The organism is Kluyvera fluvialis (assembly GCF_059725275.1).
This window is the reverse complement of record NZ_AP046142.1, coordinates 3,686,448-3,710,103: the sequence shown is the minus strand read 5'-3', so window position 1 is coordinate 3,710,103 and position 23,656 is coordinate 3,686,448. Positions and strand designations below refer to the sequence as shown.

Annotated in this window: 20 protein-coding genes; 8 read left to right on the top strand and 12 right to left on the bottom strand. The window is 53.7% G+C overall.

Annotation, left to right across the window (positions count from 1 at the left end):
- Positions 1-7: 7 nt before the first annotated feature.
- From AC6I4B_RS17640 to AC6I4B_RS17620, 5 genes are all read right to left on the bottom strand, one after another.
- On the bottom strand, positions 8-811 hold the full coding sequence (locus tag AC6I4B_RS17640) for a sugar phosphate isomerase/epimerase family protein (RefSeq protein WP_497767036.1): 804 nt from the start codon (positions 809-811) through the stop codon (positions 8-10).
- 70 nt (positions 812-881) lie between these two features.
- Positions 882-2,576: an FAD-dependent oxidoreductase gene (locus tag AC6I4B_RS17635; RefSeq protein ID WP_497767034.1), complete on the bottom strand. Its 1,695-nt coding sequence runs from the start codon at positions 2,574-2,576 to the stop codon at positions 882-884.
- 11 nt (positions 2,577-2,587) lie between these two features.
- Positions 2,588-2,908 (bottom strand): NIPSNAP family protein, encoded by a 321-nt coding sequence (locus tag AC6I4B_RS17630; RefSeq protein WP_064547897.1) that lies wholly within the window; start codon positions 2,906-2,908, stop codon positions 2,588-2,590.
- Positions 2,905-4,599: an FAD-dependent oxidoreductase gene (locus AC6I4B_RS17625; RefSeq protein WP_497767033.1), complete on the bottom strand. Its 1,695-nt coding sequence runs from the start codon at positions 4,597-4,599 to the stop codon at positions 2,905-2,907. The genes AC6I4B_RS17630 and AC6I4B_RS17625 overlap by 4 nt, the downstream gene beginning before the upstream one ends.
- Complete coding sequence (locus tag AC6I4B_RS17620) at positions 4,596-5,417, bottom strand: shikimate dehydrogenase family protein (RefSeq protein WP_497767031.1); 822 nt, start codon at positions 5,415-5,417, stop codon at positions 4,596-4,598. Before AC6I4B_RS17620 ends, AC6I4B_RS17625 begins: the two co-directional genes overlap by 4 nt.
- A gap of 152 nt (positions 5,418-5,569) precedes the next feature.
- Between AC6I4B_RS17620 and AC6I4B_RS17615 the strand changes: the two genes are divergently transcribed.
- Positions 5,570-6,328, top strand: coding sequence for an IclR family transcriptional regulator domain-containing protein (locus AC6I4B_RS17615; RefSeq protein ID WP_497767030.1), 759 nt, complete (start codon positions 5,570-5,572; stop codon positions 6,326-6,328).
- Between the two features lie 100 nt (positions 6,329-6,428).
- On the opposite strand, the gene cyoE is transcribed toward AC6I4B_RS17615, so the two are convergent.
- The 7 genes from cyoE to AC6I4B_RS17580 all read right to left on the bottom strand — a co-directional run bounded on the left by cyoE (position 6,429) and on the right by AC6I4B_RS17580 (position 13,787).
- Positions 6,429-7,316, bottom strand: a complete 888-nt coding sequence (gene cyoE / locus AC6I4B_RS17610; RefSeq protein WP_497767028.1) for a heme o synthase — start codon at positions 7,314-7,316, stop codon at positions 6,429-6,431.
- A gap of 11 nt (positions 7,317-7,327) precedes the next feature.
- On the bottom strand, positions 7,328-7,657 hold the full coding sequence (locus AC6I4B_RS17605) for a cytochrome o ubiquinol oxidase subunit IV (protein WP_497767027.1): 330 nt from the start codon (positions 7,655-7,657) through the stop codon (positions 7,328-7,330).
- Entirely contained in the window at positions 7,657-8,268 is a 612-nt protein-coding gene (locus AC6I4B_RS17600; protein WP_497767025.1) for a cytochrome o ubiquinol oxidase subunit III, read from the bottom strand. The genes AC6I4B_RS17605 and AC6I4B_RS17600 overlap by 1 nt, the downstream gene beginning before the upstream one ends.
- Positions 8,258-10,249, bottom strand: a complete 1,992-nt coding sequence (cyoB, locus tag AC6I4B_RS17595) for a cytochrome o ubiquinol oxidase subunit I (protein WP_497767023.1) — start codon at positions 10,247-10,249, stop codon at positions 8,258-8,260. The genes AC6I4B_RS17600 and cyoB overlap by 11 nt, the downstream gene beginning before the upstream one ends.
- Positions 10,250-10,268: 19 nt before the next feature.
- Complete coding sequence (cyoA, locus tag AC6I4B_RS17590; RefSeq protein WP_497767022.1) at positions 10,269-11,216, bottom strand: cytochrome o ubiquinol oxidase subunit II; 948 nt, start codon at positions 11,214-11,216, stop codon at positions 10,269-10,271.
- 471 nt (positions 11,217-11,687) lie between these two features.
- Positions 11,688-13,163, bottom strand: a complete 1,476-nt coding sequence (ampG, locus tag AC6I4B_RS17585) for a muropeptide MFS transporter AmpG (protein ID WP_497767020.1) — start codon at positions 13,161-13,163, stop codon at positions 11,688-11,690.
- A gap of 45 nt (positions 13,164-13,208) precedes the next feature.
- The gene (locus tag AC6I4B_RS17580) at positions 13,209-13,787 is read right to left on the bottom strand and encodes a lipoprotein (protein WP_497767019.1); all 579 of its coding nucleotides are present in this window, start codon (positions 13,785-13,787) and stop codon (positions 13,209-13,211) included.
- A 299-nt stretch (positions 13,788-14,086) separates the two neighbouring features.
- Here AC6I4B_RS17580 and bolA point away from each other — a divergent pair, with 299 nt between their 5' ends.
- The 7 genes from bolA to ppiD all read left to right on the top strand — a co-directional run bounded on the left by bolA (position 14,087) and on the right by ppiD (position 23,533).
- Positions 14,087-14,404, top strand: a complete 318-nt coding sequence (gene bolA / locus AC6I4B_RS17575; protein WP_497767017.1) for a transcriptional regulator BolA — start codon at positions 14,087-14,089, stop codon at positions 14,402-14,404.
- Positions 14,405-14,738: 334 nt separating this feature from the next.
- Complete coding sequence (gene tig / locus AC6I4B_RS17570; RefSeq protein WP_497767015.1) at positions 14,739-16,037, top strand: trigger factor; 1,299 nt, start codon at positions 14,739-14,741, stop codon at positions 16,035-16,037.
- Between the two features lie 366 nt (positions 16,038-16,403).
- Positions 16,404-17,027 (top strand): ATP-dependent Clp endopeptidase proteolytic subunit ClpP, encoded by a 624-nt coding sequence (gene clpP / locus AC6I4B_RS17565; RefSeq protein ID WP_497767014.1) that lies wholly within the window; start codon positions 16,404-16,406, stop codon positions 17,025-17,027.
- 123 nt (positions 17,028-17,150) lie between these two features.
- On the top strand, positions 17,151-18,425 hold the full coding sequence (gene clpX / locus AC6I4B_RS17560; protein WP_497767012.1) for an ATP-dependent protease ATP-binding subunit ClpX: 1,275 nt from the start codon (positions 17,151-17,153) through the stop codon (positions 18,423-18,425).
- A gap of 184 nt (positions 18,426-18,609) precedes the next feature.
- Entirely contained in the window at positions 18,610-20,964 is a 2,355-nt protein-coding gene (lon, locus tag AC6I4B_RS17555; RefSeq protein WP_497767010.1) for an endopeptidase La, read from the top strand.
- 209 nt (positions 20,965-21,173) lie between these two features.
- Positions 21,174-21,446, top strand: coding sequence for a nucleoid-associated protein HU-beta (gene hupB / locus AC6I4B_RS17550; protein ID WP_035895161.1), 273 nt, complete (start codon positions 21,174-21,176; stop codon positions 21,444-21,446).
- A 212-nt stretch (positions 21,447-21,658) separates the two neighbouring features.
- Complete coding sequence (gene ppiD / locus AC6I4B_RS17545) at positions 21,659-23,533, top strand: peptidylprolyl isomerase (RefSeq protein WP_497767009.1); 1,875 nt, start codon at positions 21,659-21,661, stop codon at positions 23,531-23,533.
- Positions 23,534-23,656: the final 123 nt, after the last annotated feature.

Genomic DNA, 23,656 nt, shown 5'->3' with positions numbered 1-23,656 from the left:
CTCCTGTTTACAGGAAGGATTGTGCAGCGTTGAACAGCCGCTGAGCGCGTTGTTGTGCCGACAGCGCGCCCTGTGCGCCGGCCAGCGGGACTTCGAGTGATATCGGTAGCGAGGCAGGCAGCGCCGCCATCAGGCCGTGTAAATCCAGCCCGCCTTCGCCCGGCACATTACGCGCACAGCGCGCCTGATAAATAAGCTCCTGGTTGTCGCCTGGCGTCAGCGCTGGGGCATCGCACAGTTGCATATAGTTCAGCAACTGTGGCGGCAGCGCGGCTAATGCCTCTAGTGACTCCCCCGCGCGCCAGAAGTGAATGGCATCGACCAAAATACCGACGTTACGCTGCCCACTGGCGGCGATCAGCGCCTGCGCGTCGGCCAGCGTGCGCATTGGCGTCCACGGCATGGGTTCCAGGTTCATGGTCAGGCTGTAGGCCGCACCGGTTTGCGCTAATTGGGCGAGGTTTTCTGCACAGCGCTGTTGATTGTCGTCATTACCGGCAACCAACACCTGCCGGGCTTCCAGGCGCGCGGCGGTTTCGAAGAACGGCGTCAGCGATGCCAGGTTGAAGTCCGGCGTCAGGCGCAGTATTTCGACATCAGAAACGCGAATACCCGTATCGCGCAATGCGGCGAGCGTTTCGCGTACCGTGGGCGTATCGCCCAGCATGTCGTAGTTGGGGTCGTCAGGCGTGGCGGGCAGCAGGCGTAGGCCCACGTGGGTATAGCCCGTTTGCGCAGCGATGCGCACATGTTCCGGCGGCGGAACGTCGAGCATAGTCAGAGCAGCGAGGGACAGAGAACGCATATTCATAAAGACTCCAGTCGTTGCAGGTAAGGTTTGTTGTTATGTCGAGCCTTCCGTTGGCTAAATGCGTAATGTTCTAGCGAGTCAGGTGTGCGGACAGGTTTTTTCCTACCAGATAGCCAAATGTCATGGCAGGGCCAAGCGTGATACCGCCGCTGGGGTAATACCCCTGCATCACGCTCGACATATCGTTACCCACGGCGAACAGGCCGGAAATGGGGCGTTGATCGCCGTCCAGTACGCGCGCATGTTCGTCGGTTATCAGGCCGCTGAATGAACCGAGCGAACCTGGCAGAATGCGTACGGCATAGAACGGAGCTTGTTCTAGCGCGCCAAGCGTCGGGCTGGGCCGGTGGCGCGCATCGCCTTGCGCGCAGTTATAGGCAGAGGCGCCGCGCTGAAAATCGTCATCACGGCCTTGGTGGGCAAAGTCGTTAAAGCGGGCGACGGTGGCGCAAAGATTTGCGCCGTCAATACCGCATTTTTGCGCCAGTTCTGCCAGTGAACGGGCGGATTGCAGATACCCATTGCGCAGCCAGGCGTTGACTGGAAATGGGGTAGGGCGCGCGTGACCCAACCCATAGCGATGCAGCGCGCGGCTGTCGGCAATCAACCAGGCCAGCGGTTTTTTGCCTTCTGGCGTGGCATTCAGCAGCCCGGCGATAAAGTCGTGGTATGAGTCGGCCTCGTTGACGAAGCGTTTGCCGTTGGTGCGCACGGCGATAAAACCGGGTTTGGCGCGCTCAACCAGATGAGGAAAAGCGAGCTGAAGCCCGCTTGCCAGCGAAACGCGGGACACCGGAGCCCAGGCCATCGGGTTTTTCAGCGAACGATCAAACTGCCCGCCAACGGTTTCGCCTAAACGAATGCCATCGCCCTGATTACTCGGCGGCGCGGCGGAAAAATGGCCATAGCCGTGACGGGCGTGCGCCAGATTTTGCGCCAGCCGCTGTTTATCGTGCGGGAAACCGCCGCAGGCCAGCACCACCGCACGAGCGTTAACCTGAATATCGCCGTCATCGCTGGCGAGAATAGCGCCGTTGACGCCGTTGTCTCCCTGTAGCAAACGGCTGACCGGCGCGTTGAGCTGAAACTGCACGTTAGCATCCAGCGCGGAGCGCAGCAGGCGAGCCATCAGGGCGTTGCCGTTTACTAAATGGCGGCCTCGCCCGTAGCGCAGGCGTTGCCAGCCGTGGCGTAGCAGGCGGCGTGCCGCATACAGCGCTGATCCTGGTGAGCGGGTGGCGTTAAAGAAGTGCGCCATGTCTGTGCCTCCGGCGATCCCCATGCCTGCCAGACTGAGGGTTTCTAGCGGTGGGCGCAGGCGGTGCAGCCAGTCGCCCAGACCACGGGCATCATACGGTTGGGCGGTGAGCGAACGGCCACCGGTCGCAAAGCCGTCGCTGTTATGAAAGTCCGGCATGGTGCTGCCGGAAAGGAACTGGACGGCGGTGTTTTGGCGAAAGAAATCCACCATTTCCGGGCCGTAGCGTAAAAATGTGCGCAGGCGTGCGTCGGCAGGAATACCGTCCATTTCCGCTTGCAGATAAGCAAGCGGGGCGGCTTCGTCTTCGATAATGCCCTCCTCACACGCCAGCGGGTTTTGTGGGATCCACAGCCAGCCGCCAGACCAGGCGCTTGTGCCGCCGATAACCGGTTCTTTCTCGGCAACCAGTACCCGCGCCCCGTGCAGCGCGGCGCTGACGGCAGTCGCCAGCCCTGCCGCGCCGGAGCCTATCACCAGCAGATCCACCTCAACATGCCTGCTCATCGCGCGGTTCCTTATTGCAGTGGGGAGAAGTCTGTCGGGCGCATCAGCACCGACTCCAGCCGTTCCACGGCTGCCAGCTCGCGGTTTTTGCGCGAGAAGGTTAGCCAGCGTTCGTCCTGTGCCATCCGTGCGCGGCGCACCAGACGGTCGTCAAGACTTTCATACGCCCAGATATGCACCACCTGATTCACCACGCCAATTTCGGTAAAGAAGAAGCCAATCAGCTTGCCAAGATGCTCGGTTTGCACCGCGTAGGCGTCGCTTTTGTACAGTGCCAGCCAGTCGGCCATTTTCAGGGGATTAATGGTGTAGGTACGTTTTTCATAAATCATGCGGATTCTCCAGAAGTGAGAGTGGATTGTTGAGCCATATGGCTGGCGGCTAAATAGCCGAAGGTGAGTGCCGGGCCGAGTGTGATCCCAGGACCTGGGTAGGTTCCTGCCATCAGTGAGTCCATATCGTTGCCGACGGCGTACAGCCCGCTGATAGGCGCGCCCTGTTGGTTTATCACTTGGGCATCTGCCGTGGTGACCAGCCCGCGTGATGAGCCTAAATCGCCGGTGTACAGCTTGATGGCGTAAAACGGCGCATTCAGCAGTGGCGCGTTACAGGCATTGGGACGGTGGGCGGCGTCGCCCATCGCGCGGTTGTAGCTGTTGCCACCTTTGTGAAATGCCGTGTCGCTGCCGTTTTGCGCGTCCTGGTTGTAGCGGGCGACCGTTTGCTCCAGGCGCGACGGTTCAATGCCCAACTGTTGCGCGAGTGCCGCCAGGCTATCGGCTTTGTATAAATAGCCCGCGCGAACTAACGCATCGTTGTTGACCGGCGCGGGGCGCGCCAGCCCAAGGCCGTAGTGCTTCATCGCCCTGGCATCACAAAGTAAGAAGCAAGGGGCGTTTTCGGCCTGTTGTTGCATTGCGCTGGCAAAGTGGTGATAAGAGTTGGACTCATTGACGAAGCGCGCACCGAGCTGATTCACCGCGATAACGCCCGGTTTGGCGCGGTCGGTAACCAGATGAGGGAAACGTTCTTCGCTGCCGTCCGGATGGCGCAGCACGGAAACCGGCGCCCAGAAAAAGTTAGAGGGCAGGTCTGCGCCTTGTTTAGCGTCTACGCTCAGCCCGAGCTGGAATGCCGCGCCATCGTTGGTGGCGGGGGACATGGTGTAATGCTGCTGGGTGGCAGGGCGGAACTGCGGCGCAATGCGCCCGGCGGCAAAGCCACCTGCCGCTAGCACGACGCCGTAACGAGCGCGTAATGACAGGGTTTTGCCGTCACGTTCAATCTCGACGCCGGTTACACGGCCATTTTCTTCGCTCAAGGCTTTTACGCTGACGTTTAGCTCTAGTTCCAGCCCTTTGCCTAGCGCCAGCGTTGCCATGCGGGCGATCAGCGCGTTACCCATCGCCAGCCGTGTGCCGCGATGATAGCGCAAGCGGTCGCGACCATAGCGCAGAAGCAGCTTGCTACAATGGCGAAACGATGCCCATGAGCGGCGGATATCCAGAAAGTGTTGGATATCAACGCGGTTTACCATCATGCCGCCAAACAGCAGCATTCCAGGCGGTGGTGAGCGCAGCGTACGAAAGTGCTCGCCCAGTTCGCGACCATCGTACTCCACCACTTCCAGCGCCCGACCAACGTCAACCGCGCCGGGTTCATCCGGGTAGTAGTCTGGCGATAGCGGGCGCAGGCTGTATTTCACCGCGCCCTGTTGTTCGAGAAAAGCCAGCGCTTCGCGCCCGGCGTTCACAAAGGCATCGACCATTTCCGCTCTATAGTGAGTCTCACCAATCATGGTGCGTAAATAGGTTTTCATCGCCTCAGGGGAGCCGCTTTTGCCTAACTGGCGTGCTTGATCGGTATCGTTGATCCACACGGCGCCGCCGGAAATTGCCGACGTGCCGCCAAAGTGCGGGGCTTTTTCCAGCATCAATACCGATAACCCTTTGCAGCAGGCGGTGACGGCGGTAGCAAAACCCGCCGCGCCGCTGCCAATGACTATCACATCCCAGTTTTTCATGCGCTGGCCTCTTGCGGCTGTGGAATTGCGCCAATGAACTCGCCCATCAGGTGCATTTGCGCCAGCGCCATTTCGGGGCCGGTTTGGGTAGTGCATCCGCGTTCGCGGGCGAATGCCAACAGGGGCGTGATGACAGGAGCCGTCACCACGTCGGCGACGTGCGTTTGGGCATTGAGCGTTGCCAGCAGCTCCTGGCTTAATGGCAGTGGATCAAACCCCGCCATGCCCGCCGGAGAGCCGTTAACCACGAGGTCAAACTCTGCCAGTGAATCCGGCAGGCGGCTCAGGTGTACGGTCGGGAAGTGGGTGGCGAGGCGGTTTTCCAGCCGTTGGCGGCTGGCGTCGTCGCGATCGTACAACGCGAGGCTATGGATACCGGCTTCACACAGCCCCCAGGCGATGGCGCTGCCAACGCCGCCGCAGCCAGAAAGCAGAGCTCGTTTACCGGCAGGCTTAAAATGGTGGCTTTCTGCGGCACGTTGAAAACCGACGCCATCCAGCATGTCGCCTTCTAAACGCCCGTCCGGCAGTTTGCGCACGCAGTTCACCGCATTGAGATGGCGTGCGCGCGGTGTCAGCGAGTCCAGCAGCCCGGCAACGCGCTGTTTATGCGGTACGGTGACCAAAATACCGCTCATGTTGTGCCAGCCACGCAGGGCGTTGAGGTAGTCGGCGACGGCTTGCGGTGCGATATCTACTGGGATCATCACGGTGTCTATGCCGTGGCCAGCAAAGTAGTGGTTAAAATTATCCGGTGATTTCACTTGGGTAATAGGATGCCCGATAACGGCGACGACTTGAGTAAATCCGCTGACCATTGCTCACCTCAAATGTTAATTAAGTGTTGCTTGAGTATTTCAGCGGAAGCGGTGAGCGACAACGCAGAATTCGGACGGGTTGGTTGTTAATCGCACCGACAGTGCGATAATCGCAGTAAATGACTCTTCATGTTGCGAAAGTGTGAACAACTATGCAAAACGAGATACACCAGCGTGACCTGATCGTGGGGCTGCAAAAAGGGTTGGCGTTGATTCAGCTTTTTTCAAAGACGACGCCCCGATTAACCGTGCCGCAGGCGGCAAAAATGAGCGGATTAACGCAAAGCGCCGCACGCCGTTTTTTCCTGACGCTGGTGCATGAGGGGTATCTGGAGACTGATGGCCGCCACTATTGGTTGACGGCTAAAACGCTGCGTTTGGGGCAGGCGTATGTTGACTCGGCCCAGTTTCCCCGGATGGTGAGGCCGATTGTGGAGTACGTCGCCAGCCGCACCGAGGAACATGCGTCGGTGGGGGTGATTGATGACAACGAACTGGTATATATCGCCCGTAGCAAGCACACGCCGTTTAACTCAACCTCGGTACGCTTGGGTGAGCGCGTGCCGGTGCACTGTACTGCCGGTGGGCGTTTGTGGCTGGCCTCGCTGCCGGAAGCCGAGTGCGAAGCGGTATTGCACCGTATCACTCGTGAGCAGCGTACGCCTTATACGGTGACGGATGTGAATGAGCTGATGGCGCGGATTGCGCGGGTGCGCCAGCAAGGTTTCGCCACCATCGAACAGGAGTTTGAGATTGGTATGCTGGTGGTCGCTGTGCCGCTTGCCGACAGGGAGGGGCTGTATTGGGGGGCGTTGAGCTTAACCAGCCATCAGTCGCGCACGTCGTTAGAGGTGCTGTGCCGCGATCATTTGGATCTACTCTATAGCGCACAGGCCATGCTGGTGAGTTAGGTTGATACCGAATGCGCCAGAGGATGATTTGTTGTATCGCGATGCACGTGCAGACAATAAAAAACCCGCCGAAGCGGGTTTTAGGATATCCGATAAAGCCTTACCAGACGTAAGTCAGCAGGCTTTGTGAGTTCGGAACCATAAAGTCTACGGACATCATCACCGAGAGCGCGGTAATGGCGATGATGGAGAAGCCGAACAGCTTGCGCGCCCAGACTTTATCATCTTCCACTTTGTAACCGCGCAGCGCCATGCCGAGCCACCAAACGCTCACCGCTGCCGCGACCACCAGGTATTTATACCCGGCGTAACCGCCCAGAGAGAGCATCAGCGTGGCGACAGCAAAGGCCACGATGTACAGCGTGATATGGTTTTTGGCGACCGAAATGCCTTTCACTACCGGCAGAACCGGAATGTTCGCTGCCTGATAATCCTTGAAGCGGAAAATCGCGATAGCGTAGGAGTGAGGCATCTGCCACAGGCTGAAAATCGCCAGCAGAATCAATGCTCCGCTGTCAAAATCGCCCGTAACCGCGCAGTAGCCAATCACCGGCGGCGCTGCGCCGGAGAGAGAGCCAATCAACGTGCCGTAGACAGAGTGGCGCTTCATGTACAGGCTGTAAACGCCGACATAAACCACGAACCCCATCACCCCCAGCCAGCAGGCGAGGGGATTCGCGCCGAACCACAGCAGCATGAAGCCAGCGAGACCCAGCAAGGTGGCGTAGACCAGCGACGTTTTTGGTGCAATCAGTCCCTTAACCAGCACTCGGTTTTTCGTCCGTTCCATCTTACGGTCGATGTCACGATCGATGTAGTTGTTGAAAACACAACCCGAGGCGACCACCAGAGACACGCCGATCAAGGTCCAGGTGAACAGCGGGTAATCAATGTGGCCTTTGGAGGCCAGCAGGAAACCGCCGATCACGGAGATCAGGTTGCCAAAAATGATGCCAGGCTTCGTTACTTGCAGGTATCGCTTAAACATACTCGCCGCTCTTAGTGAACCATCATGTTGTAGTTCAGGTTCCACATAATCCAGATTGAACCTACCACCACGATGGCAATGATTATCACGGTAAAGACAAACGCGGTCAGGTTCCAGCCTTCGTCAGACTTGCTGTTCATGTGCAGGAAGTACACCAGGTGTACCAGGATCTGCACTACAGCCGTCACCAGAATGGTCCCCAGAATGACTGCTGGCGACGCCGATCCTGTCATCACCATCCAGAACGGGATAACCGTCAGGATGATCGACAGGATAAAGCCTGTCATGTAGCTCTTCACGCTGCCGTGAGAAGCGCCGCTATGATCGGTAGAATGACTCATTACATCGCCCCCATCAGGTAAACAACTGAGAACACGCAGATCCACACCACATCCAGGAAGTGCCAGAACAGGCTCAGGCACAGGATACGGGTGCGGTTAGTGCTGGTCAGCCCGCGACGGGAAATCTGCACCATCAGCACTGCCATCCAGATAAGACCGGAGGTAACGTGCAGACCGTGAGTCCCGACCAGCGCGAAGAACGCTGACAGGAAGCCGCTGCGATCCGGGCCCATACCTTCAACAATCAGGTGATGGAATTCATACAGTTCCATCGCGATGAACCCTGCCCCGAAGAGGAAGGTCAGCGCCAGCCAGGAAACAACCTGGCTCTTGTTGTTTTTGTACATGGCGATAGCCGCCATGCCGTAGGTGATGGAGCTGAACAGCAGCAGTGCGGTTTCAACCAGAACGAACGGCAGTTCAAAAATATCTTTACCGGTCGGGCCGCCCGCCGTGCCGTTCACCAGAACGGCATAGGTCGCGAACAGACTGGCGAAGATAATGCAGTCGCTCATCAGGTAGATCCAGAAACCGAAGATCTTCATCGGCCCTGTATCGTGGTGCCCGTGTTCGTGCGCGTGGGCATTATGCGCCAGAGTATCAGTTGCCATTTTTCAGCCCTGCCTTAGAAATCTCATCGAAATGCTGATTTTCCAGTTTTTCGACTTCTGCAACCGGCACGTAGTAATCCACGTCCTCGTCAAAACTTTTGATAATCCAGGTGATGACGATGCCAGCAAAACCAACAATCGCCAGCCACCAGATATGCCAGATCATGGCGAAGCCAAAGATAGTGGCGAAGGCGGCAATCACGATGCCAGCACCGCTGTTTTTCGGCATATGAATTTCTTCATATTTCGCAGGCTGTTTGTACGCTTCGCCTTTTTCTTTCATTTCCCAGAATGCGTCACGCTCATGAATCTGCGGCACAATGGCAAAGTTATAGAATGGAGGCGGGGAAGACGTTGCCCACTCCAGCGTACGGCCGCCCCACGGGTCACCGGTCAGGTCACGGTTCTGCTCGCGGTCGCGAATAGACACGTAGAACTGAATCAGCTGGCACAGGATACCGCAGGCGATCAGCGCCGCACCGCAGGCTGCAATCACCAGCATTGGGTGGAACTGTGGGTCAATCTGCTGGCTGAGGCGACGGGTCATGCCCATGAAGCCCAGCACGTACAGCGGCATAAACGCCACGAAGAAGCCGATTATCCAGAGCCAGAAAGCGCGTTTGCCCCAGGTTTCGTTCAGGGTGAAGCCAAAGGCTTTCGGCCACCAGTAGGTCAGACCTGCGAAGCAACCAAATACCACACCGCCGATGATGACGTTATGGAAGTGCGCAATCAGGAACAGGCTGTTGTGCAGAACGAAATCCGCACCCGGAACGGCCAGCAGTACGCCAGTCATCCCGCCGACCGAGAAGGTGACGATAAAGCCGATAGTCCACAGCATCGCAGAGTTGAAGACGATGCGACCCTGATACATGGTGAACAGCCAGTTGAAGATCTTCACCCCAGTCGGGATGGCGATAATCATGGTGGTAATACCAAAGAAGGCGTTAACGTTCGCGCCCGCACCCATGGTGAAGAAGTGGTGCAGCCAAACGATGAACGACAGGATGGTAATACACACGGTCGCCCACACCAGTGAGGTGTAGCCAAACAGGCGTTTACGCGAGAAGGTGGCTGCAACTTCGGAGAACACACCGAATACTGGCAGTACCAGGATGTACACTTCTGGGTGACCCCAGGCCCAAATCAGGTTGATGTACATCATCATGTTGCCGCCCATATCGTTGGTAAAGAAATGGGTACCCAGATAGCGATCCAGGGTCAGCAGCGCGACGGTAACGGTCAGAATTGGGAACGATGCGATAATCAGGATGTTGGCGCACAGAGATGCCCAGGTAAATACTGGCATCTTGAACATGGTCATCCCAGGTGCACGCATCTTAATGATGGTCACGAAGAAGTTAATACCGGTCAGGGTCGTACCAATACCGGAGAGCTGAAGCGCCCAAATCCAGTAATCGACACCTACGCCCGGACTGTACTCAATTCCCGAGAGCGGCGGATAGGCCAGCCAACCGGTCTGTGCGAACTCACCGACGCCCAGAGAAAGGTTAACCAGAATCACACCTACAACGGTGAACCAGAAGCTCAGGTTGTTCAGGAAGGGGAACGCCACATCGCGCGCACCAATCTGTAGTGGAATCACCAGGTTCATCAGACCGATAACGAACGGCATCGCTACGAAGAAGATCATGATAACGCCGTGGGCGGTAAAGATCTGGTCGTAGTGGTGCGGCGGCAGGAAGCCTGCTTCCCCGGCAGAAGCCAGCACCTGCTGGCTACGCATCATTACGGCATCGGCAAAGCCACGCAGCAGCATGACGATAGCGACGATGACATACATGATGCCAAGTCTTTTGTGGTCAACGGAGGTCAGCCACTCATTCCATAGATACGACCACTTACCGAAGTAAGTGATAGCCGCCAGGAGAGCAAGCCCCCCGACGATAATCGCAGCCACCGTAACCACAATAATGGGTTCATGATACGGCACTGCATCCAGTGTAAGTTTTCCGAACATCGTATTCTTCCTCGGCCCCTTAGTGAGCGGATTCCGCGTGGCTCATGTCCATGCCTTCCATTCCTTCGTGCGCTGCGTGCTCGCCTTTCGGTTGGGTCATGTCCATGCTCATGCCGTGATCCATAAATTTGCCCGTTACTGCTTTAAACAAATCTGGTTTCACGCTGGAGAAGTACTCCACCTTGTTGTATTCGCTCGGTGCAGCAACTTTCTCGAATGTAGCCATGTCATCCATGGTGTTCGAAGATTGCTTCACCTTAGCGACCCAATTGTCGAAGGTGGCACGGTCCGGCGTGGCAATGGCTTTGAATTTCATACCAGAGAAGCCCGGGCCGCTATAGCTTGCGGAGATGCCGTCATAGGTTCCTGCTTCATTGGCGATAAGATGCAAGTTGGTTTGCATACCCGCCATCGCGTAAATCTGGCTACCCAGACGCGGAATAAAGAAGGAGTTCATCACGGAGTTAGAGGTCACTTTGAACTGCACCGGTACGTTCGCCGGGAAGGCGATTTCGTTGACGGTAGCAATGCCCTGTTCCGGATAGATGAAGAACCATTTCCAGTCCATGGAAACCACTTCAATAGTGATGGGTTTCTCATCATGAACCAGCGGTTTGCTCGGCTCTAAAGAGTGGGTGGTTTTCCAGGTCAGTACGGCGAGGAAAATGATGATCAGAATAGGGACCGTCCAGACCACAGCTTCCACTTTATTGGAGTGTGACCAGTTCGGGCTATACTTCGCATCTTTATTGCTCGCGCGGTATTTCCAGGCGAAACCAACTGCCATTAAGACGGCGGGAATCACGACGATCATCATCAGGCCGAAAGCCGTCAGTATCAGCGAGCGTTGTTCCAGTCCAATCTGTCCTTTGGGGTCAAGTAGTGCAGAATCACAACCACTGAGTAATACAGTGCCGGCGATTAATGACAACCATCCCAAGTTTTTATTGTATTTCCTGAGTCTCATGTAACGACCTCAATTCCACGGGGTTTTGGTGGCGTTTAAAGTGTGGGGTCATTTTACGGGAAGGTTACATTACTGTAAACATCATTGGGACTCTGTCAGTTATGTGTTACTGGGTTCTGCCGCTCTTGTCACATATGTTGCTGAATATGTCTATTTTTCAGGCAGAAGCCCAGATGGCGGGCGTTATAACGAAAGGGGAAGCGAGAGAGGGCTTAGGATGGCAATTGGTATAACTATTGCTAAAAACATACAAATAATTAACAAATAACCATCAAAAAATAGACAATTAAAAAACGAAAATTTAATTACTGAGTAGCTGAATCGGTTAATGAAATAAGGCGCATTTAAACGTTCCAGTAATTTCCAGAATTCTAAAGCGCACAAAAGCACAAATATTTTTTTTCTGTATACGACGCGTTTGTTATTATTACGCGTCGTGATTACAACGTAGATGTCGCATTTTCGACGTAATTATTCGTACTGGGTTTTTCGCAGGGCGAGATAATCCAGCAGACAGCCGAAAACAATTCCCGCACAGGCAACTATCACACCCGCTTCCAGCACCTGGCTGGCCCAGGTTATGGCGGTGAGATCCAGCGCGTCAGCCATTAACATCAGCAGCCAGATACCCAGCAGCGCTACGCCCGCAAGCAACAGGCGCAATGCGAAACGATAACCGCCGCTGTAGGTGTTGCGTGGCATAAATTGCCCGGTTTGCTGGGTGTATTCCAGCGTCCGGCGGCAGACGAGCAGCAGTAAAATCCCGGGAATAGAGGCTATTACTGAGAACAGATAGAACGTTGGCCAGCCGTGTGCTTCCACAAACCAGCCCGCAATCGGCCCAACGTAAACGCGCCCAACGGCAGAAAGCGCGGAGAGCAGGGCAAATTGGGTCGCGGAAAACGATTTGTTACACAGAGCCATCAGCAGGGCAACAAATGCCGCCGTGCCCATTCCGCCGCAGAGGTTTTCAAAGAACACTGCGGTAGCCATCGAGTACAGATGCTTATCGGTGACCGACAGAATCCAGTAACCGGCGTTTGATACGCCCTGCAAAATACCGAAGATCAGCAGCGCGCGGAACAGCGTCAGGCGCTGCATCAGCACACCGCCGTACAGCGCACCAATAATAGTGGCGAACAGGCCGAGGGTTTTGTTCACCATCCCCACTTGTCCGGCATCGAAGCCCACGCCGCGAATCAAAAAGGTGGTGGTCAGGCTCATGGCGAAGGCATCGCCCAGCTTGTACATCACAATCAGCAGCAGAATAAGCCATGCGTTATTGCGGCTGAAGAAGTCTTTCAGTGGCGCGACAACAGCCTGTTCCAGGCTCTTTGGTACGGGAATTACGTCGCTGGGTTCAGGGGCGAGCAGAGTCGCGATAATGCAGGGAACTAACAGCGCCGCCATCAGCCAATACATGCCCTGCCAGCCAAGCCATTTGTCGGCAAGCCACAGCGCTAAACCACCGGAAACCAGCATCCCCAAACGGTAACCCAGCACGCTGATTGCCGCACCGGCGCCGCGTTCTTCGGCGGGCAGAACGTCGGTTTTCCAGGCATCGAACACGATATCCTGCGAGGCGGAACAGAAGGCGATGACCACCGCCAGCGCTGCCATCCAACGCAGTTGTGACGTCGGTTCGAGAAAGCCCATCGCCGCAATAGAGAGAAGCAGTAAACATTGCGTGGTTAGCAGCCAACCGCGACGACGACCTAAAAACGGCGGCGTGTAGCGGTCCATGACCGGTGACCAGAGAAACTTAAAGACGTACGCCTGGCCCACTAATGAGAAGAAACCGATGGTTTTCAGGTCGATATTTTCGACCGTCATCCACGCCTGTAGCGTCCCTGATGTCAGGGCAAGCGGTAAGCCGGAGGCAAAACCAAGAATCAACAGAATGGCTGATTTCGGTTGCTGAAAAATTCGCAGATAGTGAGCAGACATAGGCATTTTGCACAAACCCAGCCTGAAGCCGGGTTTGTGATGAGATTAACGGGCGTTTTGTTTAATGAAGTCGTGAATGGACGTGTCCTGAGACATATCCGCGATGGTATCGCTCAGCACGCTATCAACGGTATCCGAGATATTCTTGTTAGAGGCCTGGAATGCGCCTTCAACAGAATAGTTAGCACGGTAGTTTTTGGTCATCTTGTTACCGTTAGCTGCGGTCGCCACGATGGCGATGTCGGCTTTGGTCGAGATGTTGTAACGCACGTTACCCTGGGTAACGTTGGCATACAGTTGGTTAAGGATAATTTGCAGGTTAACCGCTCCGTTCGGGCCAATCATGTAGCCGCGTGCGGTCATCTGTTTTTCCAGCACTTCTTGCATCAGGAAACGCAGATCGCGGGAAGCGGTCAGCGTGACAATTTGGTTATTGCGGTTAACTTTTGCCAGCGCTTGATCCTGACGCTGGTCTGCGCCAGTAATGCTGACGGTAACGCCCATCAGGCTAGGATCTTGCTGTGGCAGAGTGATTTTAGGTGATACATCAACCGTCGTTGGGGGCGTTGCGCATCCAGCCAGCATAAACAGTGCTACCAGTGGGAAGAGGGCTTTTTTTAACATGTTAGGGGTCTCAAAACGCATTGTTTACTGAAAATTGTCGTCATCATAACATTGCCAACGGTCAGGGGAAGCAGGTAATACACGTAATTTCATCGTATTGGTGTTTTTCTGTTCTGGAGGATAAATCAGCGCTGCGTTTTCAGATAAGCGCGGATTGTAAAAGGCGCTAACTTCATCTACTTGATGAATAAAAACCGGCGAACGCTAATTTTTTGTTGCCTTTGTGTAATGGAGTCAGTAAAAGCGGCTAACATTTAAAGGGATAGGCGGCATCTTAACGTTGTCGGAGGGGTAATATCATGATGATGCGTGAACGAATCGAAGAAAAACTAAGGGCAGCGTTTGCACCTGTGTTCCTCGAAGTGACGGATGAGAGCTATCGTCACAACGTACCGGCAGGTTCGGAAAGCCACTTTAAGGTGGTGCTGGTGAGCGATCGGTTTACGGGTGAGCGTTTCCTTAACCGCCACCGCATGATCTATGGCACCTTAACAGAGGAGTTTGCGTCTACCGTACATGCTCTGGCATTGCACACCTACACGCGAAAAGAGTGGGAAGGTTTACAAGATACCGTTTTTGCCTCGCCACCATGCCGTGGAGCAGGCTCTATCGCGTAGAAAAGGCATTTGCAACACGGAACTTTTCCAGTATGTTGCGTACATATTATGAGAAAACGGCCTGCGGGCCGTTTTGTTTTGTCTGAATTTTGAGCGTCATCGGCAGCGTTCAGACAAAAATTAGCCGGGAATTGTGAAAAATGCCGCAGCTTGGCGTAACAACCGTTCTCGACTCATATAAGTGATGCCGCTATAATGCGCGTCTTATTTTTCGGAATGTCTTCGGGATGATTCTGGCGACACGGAATGTAAATCTGATTTAAAGAGAACATCCCGGTATTGCGAGGCAAAACTCAGAGTTGACCGAGCACTGTGATTTTTTTGAGGTAACAAGATGCAAGTTTCAGTTGAAACCACTCAGGGCCTTGGCCGCCGCGTAACGATTACTATCCCTGCTGACAGCATCGAAACTGCTGTAAAAAGCGAGCTGGTCAACGTAGCAAAAAAAGTACGCATTGACGGCTTCCGTAAGGGCAAAGTACCAATGAATGTTGTTGCTCAGCGTTATGGCGCTTCTGTTCGTCAGGACGTGCTGGGTGACCTGATGAGCCGTCACTTCGTTGACGCGATCATCAAAGAAAAAATTAATCCGGCTGGCGCACCGAACTACGTTCCTGGCGAATACAAGCTGGGTGAAGATTTCACCTACGCGGTAGAATTCGAAGTGTACCCAGAAGTTGAGCTGAAAGGCCTGGACGCTATCGAAGTTGAAAAACCAGTTGTTGAAGTGACCGACGCTGACGTTGACGGCATGCTGGACACTCTGCGTAAGCAGCAGGCAACCTGGAAAGACAAAGACGGCGCAGTTGACGCTGAAGACCGTGTTACCGTTGACTTCACCGGCTCTGTAGACGGCGAAGAATTCGAAGGCGGTAAAGCGACTGATTTCGTACTGGCAATGGGCCAGGGTCGTATGATCCCAGGCTTTGAAGACGGTATCAAAGGTCACAAAGCGGGCGAAGAGTTCACCATCGACGTGACCTTCCCAGAAGAATACCACGCTGAAAACCTGAAAGGTAAAGCGGCTAAATTCGTTATCAACCTGAAAAAAGTTGAAGAACGTGAGCTGCCAGAACTGACTGCTGAATTCATCAAACGTTTCGGCGTTGAAGATGGTTCCGTAGAAGGTCTGCGCGCTGAAGTGCGTAAAAACATGGAACGCGAGCTGAAAGGCGCGGTACGTAACCGTGTTAAATCTCAGGCTATCGAAGGCCTGGTAAGCGCGAACGAAATCGACGTTCCTGCTGCACTGATCGACAGCGAAATCGACGTTCTGCGTCGCCAGGCTGCACAGCGCTTCGGTGGCAACCAACAGCAAGCGATGGAACTGCCTCGCGAACTGTTCGAAGAGCAAGCGAAACGCCGCGTTGTTGTTGGCCTGCTGCTGGGCGAAGTGATTCGCACCCACGAGCTGAAAGCTGACGAAGCACGCGTTGCTACGCTTATCGAAGAGATGGCTTCCGCGTACGAAGATCCGAAAGAAGTTATTGAATTCTACAGCAAAAACAAAGAGCTGATGGAAAACATGCGCAGTGTCGCTCTGGAAGAACAGGCTGTTGAAGCGGTTCTGGAAAAAGCGAAAGTGACTGAAAAAGCAACTTCCTTCAACGAACTGATGAACCAGCAGGCTTAATTTAGCTTCCGGTTTACGGTTTAGAGAAAAACCCGTTGCCCTCTGGTAACGGGTTTTTTTATTGCAGTAATAGCCAACGCTTGCGTGATAAAACGGTGTTTGGGTGCTATATACGTCTTCCTGTATGCAAAATCCGCGTTGGCTTGTGGTTAACTGACCCGCATTTTGCCGCGTTACTCAGCGCTGTTTTAACTGTGAGAGCGTTTAGGGATGCGACTTGGGTTATTTTGTGTATAGCGTAACAACAAAATATTGTTATGCTTGAAATAGGGTAAGATCGTACCCATTACTGGGAAAACGAATCACTCGCCGCATCGCTATAATCAGAATGTTGTGGCTATTTTATTTTTTATCCAGGAGACGGAAATGTCATACAGTGGCGAACGAGATAACTTTGCACCCCACATGGCCCTGGTGCCGATGGTCATTGAACAGACCTCCCGTGGCGAACGTTCTTTTGATATCTACTCCCGTCTGCTTAAAGAGCGTGTCATCTTTTTGACCGGCCAGGTGGAAGACCACATGGCGAACCTGATTGTGGCGCAAATGCTGTTTCTGGAAGCGGAAAACCCGGAAAAAGACATTTACCTGTATATCAACTCCCCTGGCGGCGTGATTACGGCTGGCATGTCCATTTATGACACCATGCAGTTTATCAAGCCAGACGTCAGCACCATTTGTATGGGGCAAGCGGCGTCAATGGGCGCGTTCCTGCTGACCGCAGGCGCAAAAGGTAAGCGTTTCTGCTTGCCGAACTCCCGCGTGATGATTCACCAGCCTCTGGGCGGTTATCAGGGCCAGGCGACGGATATCGAAATCCACGCCCGTGAGATCCTGAAAGTGAAAGGGCGCATGAATGAGCTTATGGCGCACCATACTGGCCAGTCTCTGGAGCAGATTGAACGTGACACCGAACGTGACCGTTTCTTGTCTGCCGACGAAGCGGTGGAGTACGGTTTAGTTGACTCTATCTTGAGTCATCGTAAGTAATGCCATCACGGCACGTGTCGCCGCAAGGTATATACTACTTAAAGGCGGCACAACGCTTGCGCTTAAGAATGGCATTTGCGTCGTCATACGCGGCACAAAGAACTTAAAAAGAGGTTTTGACTCATGACAGATAAACGCAAAGATGGCTCGGGCAAACTGTTGTACTGCTCTTTTTGCGGCAAAAGCCAGCACGAAGTGCGTAAGCTCATCGCCGGCCCATCCGTGTATATCTGCGACGAATGTGTCGATTTATGTAACGACATCATTCGCGAAGAAATTAAAGAAGTCGCACCGCATCGCGAACGCAGTGCACTGCCGACCCCACATGAAATTCGCCACCATCTTGATGACTACGTTATTGGTCAGGAACAGGCGAAAAAGGTTTTGGCCGTTGCGGTCTATAACCACTACAAACGTCTGCGTAATGGCGACACCAACAAAGGCGTAGAGCTGGGTAAAAGCAACATTCTGCTGATTGGCCCAACCGGTTCCGGTAAAACGCTGCTGGCTGAAACGTTGGCGCGCCTGTTGGACGTTCCGTTCACCATGGCCGATGCGACCACGCTGACCGAAGCAGGTTACGTGGGTGAAGACGTTGAAAACATTATTCAGAAACTGTTGCAGAAGTGCGATTACGACGTACAGAAAGCGCAGCGCGGTATTGTTTATATCGATGAAATCGACAAGATTTCCCGTAAGTCTGACAACCCGTCGATTACCCGTGACGTGTCCGGTGAAGGTGTACAGCAGGCTCTGCTGAAACTTATCGAAGGTACTGTGGCTGCCGTTCCGCCACAGGGTGGACGTAAACATCCACAGCAGGAATTCCTCCAGGTTGATACCTCGAAGATTCTCTTCATCTGTGGTGGTGCGTTTGCAGGCCTCGATAAAGTGATCGCGAACCGCGTAGAAACGGGTTCAGGTATCGGTTTTGGCGCAACGGTTAAATCGAAAACGGATAAAGCCAGCGAAGGCGAACTGCTGTCTCAGGTGGAGCCAGAAGATTTGATCAAATTTGGTCTGATCCCTGAGTTCATCGGCCGTCTGCCGGTTGTCGCGACACTGAACGAACTGAGTGAAGATGCGCTGATTCAGATCCTCAAAGAGCCGAAAAACGCCCTGACTAAACAGTATCAGGCGTTGTTTAATCTTGAAGGTGTGGATCTGGAATTCCGTGACGAAGCGCTGGATGCTATCGCCAAGAAAGCGATGGCGCGTAAAACCGGTGCTCGTGGTCTGCGTTCGATCGTTGAAGCTGCGCTGCTCGATACCATGTACGATCTGCCTTCTATGGAAGACGTCGAAAAAGTGGTCATCGATGAGTCGGTGATTGAGGGGCAAAGCGAACCGATGCTGATCTACGGAAAACCAGAAGCCCAGCAGGCATCTGGCGAATAATTAGCCATTTTATACAATCAATTAAACAAAAAGGGGGGATTTTATCTCCCCTTTTATTTTTCCGTATTCATAGCGTTGAATGTGTGGAATACATCCCCATATACTGGTTACATGTTGATGGTAGTGCGAAACCTCGTCGCATAACCAGGTTACCTGGCGGACACTAAACTTAAGAGAGAGCTCTATGAATCCTGAGCGTTCTGAACGCATTGAAATCCCCGTATTGCCGTTGCGCGATGTGGTGGTTTATCCGCACATGGTCATTCCCTTATTTGTAGGGCGGGAAAAATCTATCCGTTGTCTCGAAGCGGCCATGGATCATGATAAAAAAATCATGCTGGTCGCGCAGAAAGATGCTTCAACGGACGAGCCGGGTGTAAACGATCTTTTCACCGTCGGGACCGTGGCCTCTATTTTACAAATGCTGAAACTCCCAGACGGCACGGTCAAAGTGCTGGTCGAAGGTTTACAGCGCGCGCGCATCACGACGCTTTCTGATAACGGCGAATACTTCCAGGCAAAGGCAGAATACCTTGAATCGCCAGCCATTGAAGAGCGCGAGCAGGAAGTGCTGGTACGTACCGCAATAGGTCAGTTTGAAGGCTATATCAAGCTGAATAAGAAAATTCCACCTGAAGTGCTGACGTCGCTCAACAGTATCGACGACCCTGCGCGCCTGGCGGATACCATCGCAGCGCATATGCCGCTGAAGCTGGCTGATAAACAGTCCGTTCTGGAGATGTCTGACATCAACGAACGTCTGGAATATCTGATGGCGATGATGGAGTCGGAAATCGATCTGCTGCAGGTTGAGAAGCGTATTCGCAACCGCGTGAAAAAGCAGATGGAAAAATCTCAGCGCGAGTACTATCTGAATGAGCAAATGAAAGCCATTCAGAAAGAACTGGGCGAGATGGACGACGCGCCGGACGAAAACGAAGCGCTGAAGCGTAAAATTGACGCGGCCAAAATGCCGAAAGAGGCAAAAGAGAAAACCGAAGCTGAACTGCAAAAGCTGAAAATGATGTCGCCGATGTCAGCAGAAGCTACCGTGGTTCGCGGTTATATCGACTGGATGGTGCAGGTTCCGTGGAATGCGCGCAGCAAGGTTAAAAAAGACCTTCGCCAGGCGCAGGAAATCCTCGATACCGACCATTACGGCCTTGAGCGCGTCAAAGACCGAATTCTTGAGTATCTCGCGGTACAAAGCCGTGTGAACAAGCTGAAAGGGCCAATCCTGTGCCTGGTAGGGCCTCCTGGGGTGGGTAAAACCTCTCTGGGGCAGTCCATTGCCAAAGCTACCGGACGTAAATACGTGCGTATGGCGCTGGGTGGCGTGCGTGACGAAGCGGAAATCCGTGGTCACCGCCGTACCTATATCGGCTCAATGCCGGGCAAACTTATCCAGAAGATGGCGAAAGTGGGCGTTAAAAACCCGCTGTTCCTGCTGGATGAGATCGACAAAATGTCGTCTGACATGCGTGGCGATCCGGCATCGGCTCTGCTGGAAGTGCTTGATCCAGAACAGAACGTGGCGTTTAGCGATCACTACCTGGAAGTGGATTACGATCTCAGCGACGTGATGTTTGTCGCGACATCTAACTCCATGAACATCCCGGCTCCACTGCTGGATCGTATGGAAGTGATTCGTCTGTCTGGCTATACCGAAGACGAAAAGCTGAACATTGCCAAGCGTCACCTGCTGCCGAAGCAGATTGAACGTAATGCCCTGAAAAAAGGCGAACTGACGGTAGATGACAGCGCCATTGTTGGCATCATTCGTTACTACACCCGTGAAGCGGGCGTGCGTAGCCTGGAACGTGAAATCTCGAAACTGTGCCGTAAGGCAGTGAAACAGCTTCTGTTGGATAAAGAGCTGAAACATATCGAGATTAACGGTGACAACCTGCACGACTACCTCGGCGTTCAGCGTTTTGACTACGGTCGCGCTGACGACGAAAACCGCGTAGGCCAGGTAACCGGCCTGGCATGGACGGAAGTGGGTGGCGACCTGCTGACCATCGAAACCGCCTGTGTTCCGGGTAAAGGCAAACTGACCTACACCGGTTCTCTGGGTGAAGTGATGCAGGAGTCTATTCAGGCAGCGCTGACCGTGGTGCGTGCGCGTGCGGAAAAACTGGGCATCAACCCAGATTTCTACGAAAAACGCGACATTCACGTTCACGTACCGGAAGGGGCTACACCGAAAGACGGTCCAAGCGCCGGTATCGCGATGTGTACCGCGCTGGTTTCTTGTTTGACCGGCAACCCGGTACGTGCAGACGTAGCAATGACAGGGGAAATTACCCTGCGTGGCCTGGTGCTGCCAATCGGTGGTCTGAAAGAAAAACTGCTGGCGGCACATCGTGGCGGCATTAAGACTGTTCTGATTCCTGATGAGAACAAACGTGATCTGGAAGAGATTCCAGACAACGTTTTGGCCGACCTTGATATTCACCCGGTGAAACGAATCGAGGAAGTTTTGGCTCTTGCTCTGCAAAATGAACCTACGGGTATGCAGGTTGTAAGCGCAAAATAGTGACCTCGCGCAAAGAGCGCTAATAAAAAACAGGCTGGCAAGCGTAAACTGACTTGCCAGCCTTTTTTTGTCTCGCTAATTTAGACGGCTGGCAGGTGTGTCGTTAGCAACGGGTGTTGTAAGGGCATGGGAGTCCTGATATAACTGCTCCGCGATTGCACCCTGAAGGATTCAGGTGCGATATAAATAATAAAGAGAGGAAGAGAACAGTGAACAAATCTCAACTGATTGACAAAATTGCTGCTGGCGCGGATATCTCCAAAGCTGCAGCTGGACGTGCGTTAGATGCTTTAATTGCTTCTGTTACTGAATCTCTGCAAGCTGGGGATGATGTAGCACTGGTAGGTTTTGGTACCTTTGCTGTTAAAGAGCGTGCTGCCCGTACTGGCCGTAACCCTCAGACCGGTAAAGAGATCACTATCGCCGCTGCTAAAGTACCGGCATTCCGTGCAGGTAAAGCACTGAAAGACGCGGTTAACTGATCGCTTTCCCATTAAGGGAACGTGGCAAAGTACAAGGGCGCATCATCTGATGTGCCTTTTTTTATGCCTTAATGCCTACTTTTAACAGTTTATATGCGGAGTGTAGCTGACAACCGCCCCGGTTTCTTGTCAAAATACGCCCTCACGCGCAGCAGCCACACGTGCTATGCTGCACGAGGTACTTGTCACCTACAGCGGAGTGTTGTTACACCATGATGGACAATTTACGTACGGCAGCCAACAGCGTCGTGCTCAAAGTAATTTTCGGTATCATTATCGTGTCGTTCATTTTGACCGGCGTGAGTGGCTACCTGATTGGCGGTAACAATAATTATGCCGCAAAAGTTAATGACCAGGAAATTGGTCGCGCCCAGTTTGAAAATGCCGTTGCTAGCGAACGTAACCGTATGCAGCAGCAGCTTGGTGATCAGTATTCTGAACTGGCTGCCAACGAGAACTACATCAAATCTATGCGTCAGCAGGTGCTGAACCGTCTGATTGACGAAGCGCTGCTTGACCAGTATGCAAAGCACTTAGGCCTCGGCATCAGCGACGAGCAGGTGCGTAAAGCGATTTTCGCCACTCCGGCATTCCAGAGCGAAGGCAAATTTGATAACACCCGCTACAACGCGCTGGTGAATCAGATGGGCTTAAGCGCTGACCAATACGCTCAGGCACTGCGTAATCAGTTAACCACTCAACAGCTTATCAACGCTGTTGCGGGTACGGACTTCATGCTGCCTGGCGAGGTTGACGAGCTGGCGGCACTGGTATCGCAACAGCGTCTGGTGCGTGAAGCGACAATTGACGTGAATGCGCTGGCGGCGAAGCAGACAGTAAGTGACCAGGAAGTGGCAAGCTACTACGAGCAGAACAAAGGCCAGTTTGTGGCACCGGAACAGTTCCGTGTGAGCTACATCAAGCTGGATGCTGCTTCTATGAGCCAGCCGGTCACTGATGAAGACATTCAGGCTTACTACGACCAGCACCAGGATCAATTCACTCAGCCGCAGCGTACGCGCTACAGCGTGATTCAGACCAAAACGGAAGCCGATGCTAAAGCGGTTCTTGATGAACTGAACAAAGGCGCAGACTTCGCGGCGCTGGCAAAAGAGAAATCTGCCGACATTATCTCGGCGCGTAACGGCGGCGACATGGGCTGGCTGGAAGATTCCACCACGCCTGATGAACTGAAAAATGCCGGTCTGAAAGAAAAAGGCCAGTTGTCTGGTGTTATCAAATCCTCCGTAGGTTTCCTGGTTGTGCGCCTCGACGATGTGCAAGCGGCGAAGGTAAAACCGCTGGCGGACGTGCGTAAAGATATCGCCGACAAAGTGAAGCAGGAGAAATCCCTCGACGCTTACTACGCACTGCAACAGAAAGTGAGCGATGCGGCCAGCAACGATAACGACTCGTTGGCAGGCGCAGAGCAGGCGGCGGGTGTAAAAGCGGTAGAAACCGGTTGGTTTGACCGTAACACTCTGCCTGCTGAGCTGAACTTTAAACCGGTTTCCGACGCTATCTTCAACGGTGGTCTGGTCGGTGAAAGTGGTATGCCGGGCAGCAACTCCGACATTATCACCGTCGATGGCGATCGTGCCTTCGTGCTGCGTATCAGCGAGCACAAAGCCGAAGCGGTCAAGCCGCTGGCTGAGGTGAAAGCGCAAGTGACCGATATCGTTAAGCACAATAAAGCCGTGCAACAGGCGAAGCTGGATGCCGACAAGCTGCTGGTGGCGCTGAAAGACGGTAAAGGTGATGAAGCGATGAAAGCGGCAGGTCTGAGCTTTAGCGCAAGCAAAACGCTAAGCCGTACTGGCCAGGATCCGCTGAGCCAGGCCGCTTTCGCACTGCCGCTGCCGCAGAAAGACAAACCAAGCTACGGTATCGGCAACGATATGCAGGGCAACGTGGTTCTGCTGGCGCTGGACGAAGTGAAAACCGGGAATATGCCGGAAGCGCAGAAAAAAGCGATGGTGCAGGGGATTACCCAAAATAATGCCCAGGTTGCTTTCGAAGCGTTGATGAGCAACCTGCGTAAAGCCGCGAAAATTAAGCTCGGCGATATCATCGACCAGCAGCAATAATCGGAATTAGCCTCGCATAAATTTGCAATGCGATGTACACCTCAAAGGCCGCTTACGCGGCCTTTTCCACATTTATTATTTGCCTTTTGTACTGCCTCGCCACAGCCGTTATGGTTCTCTCGC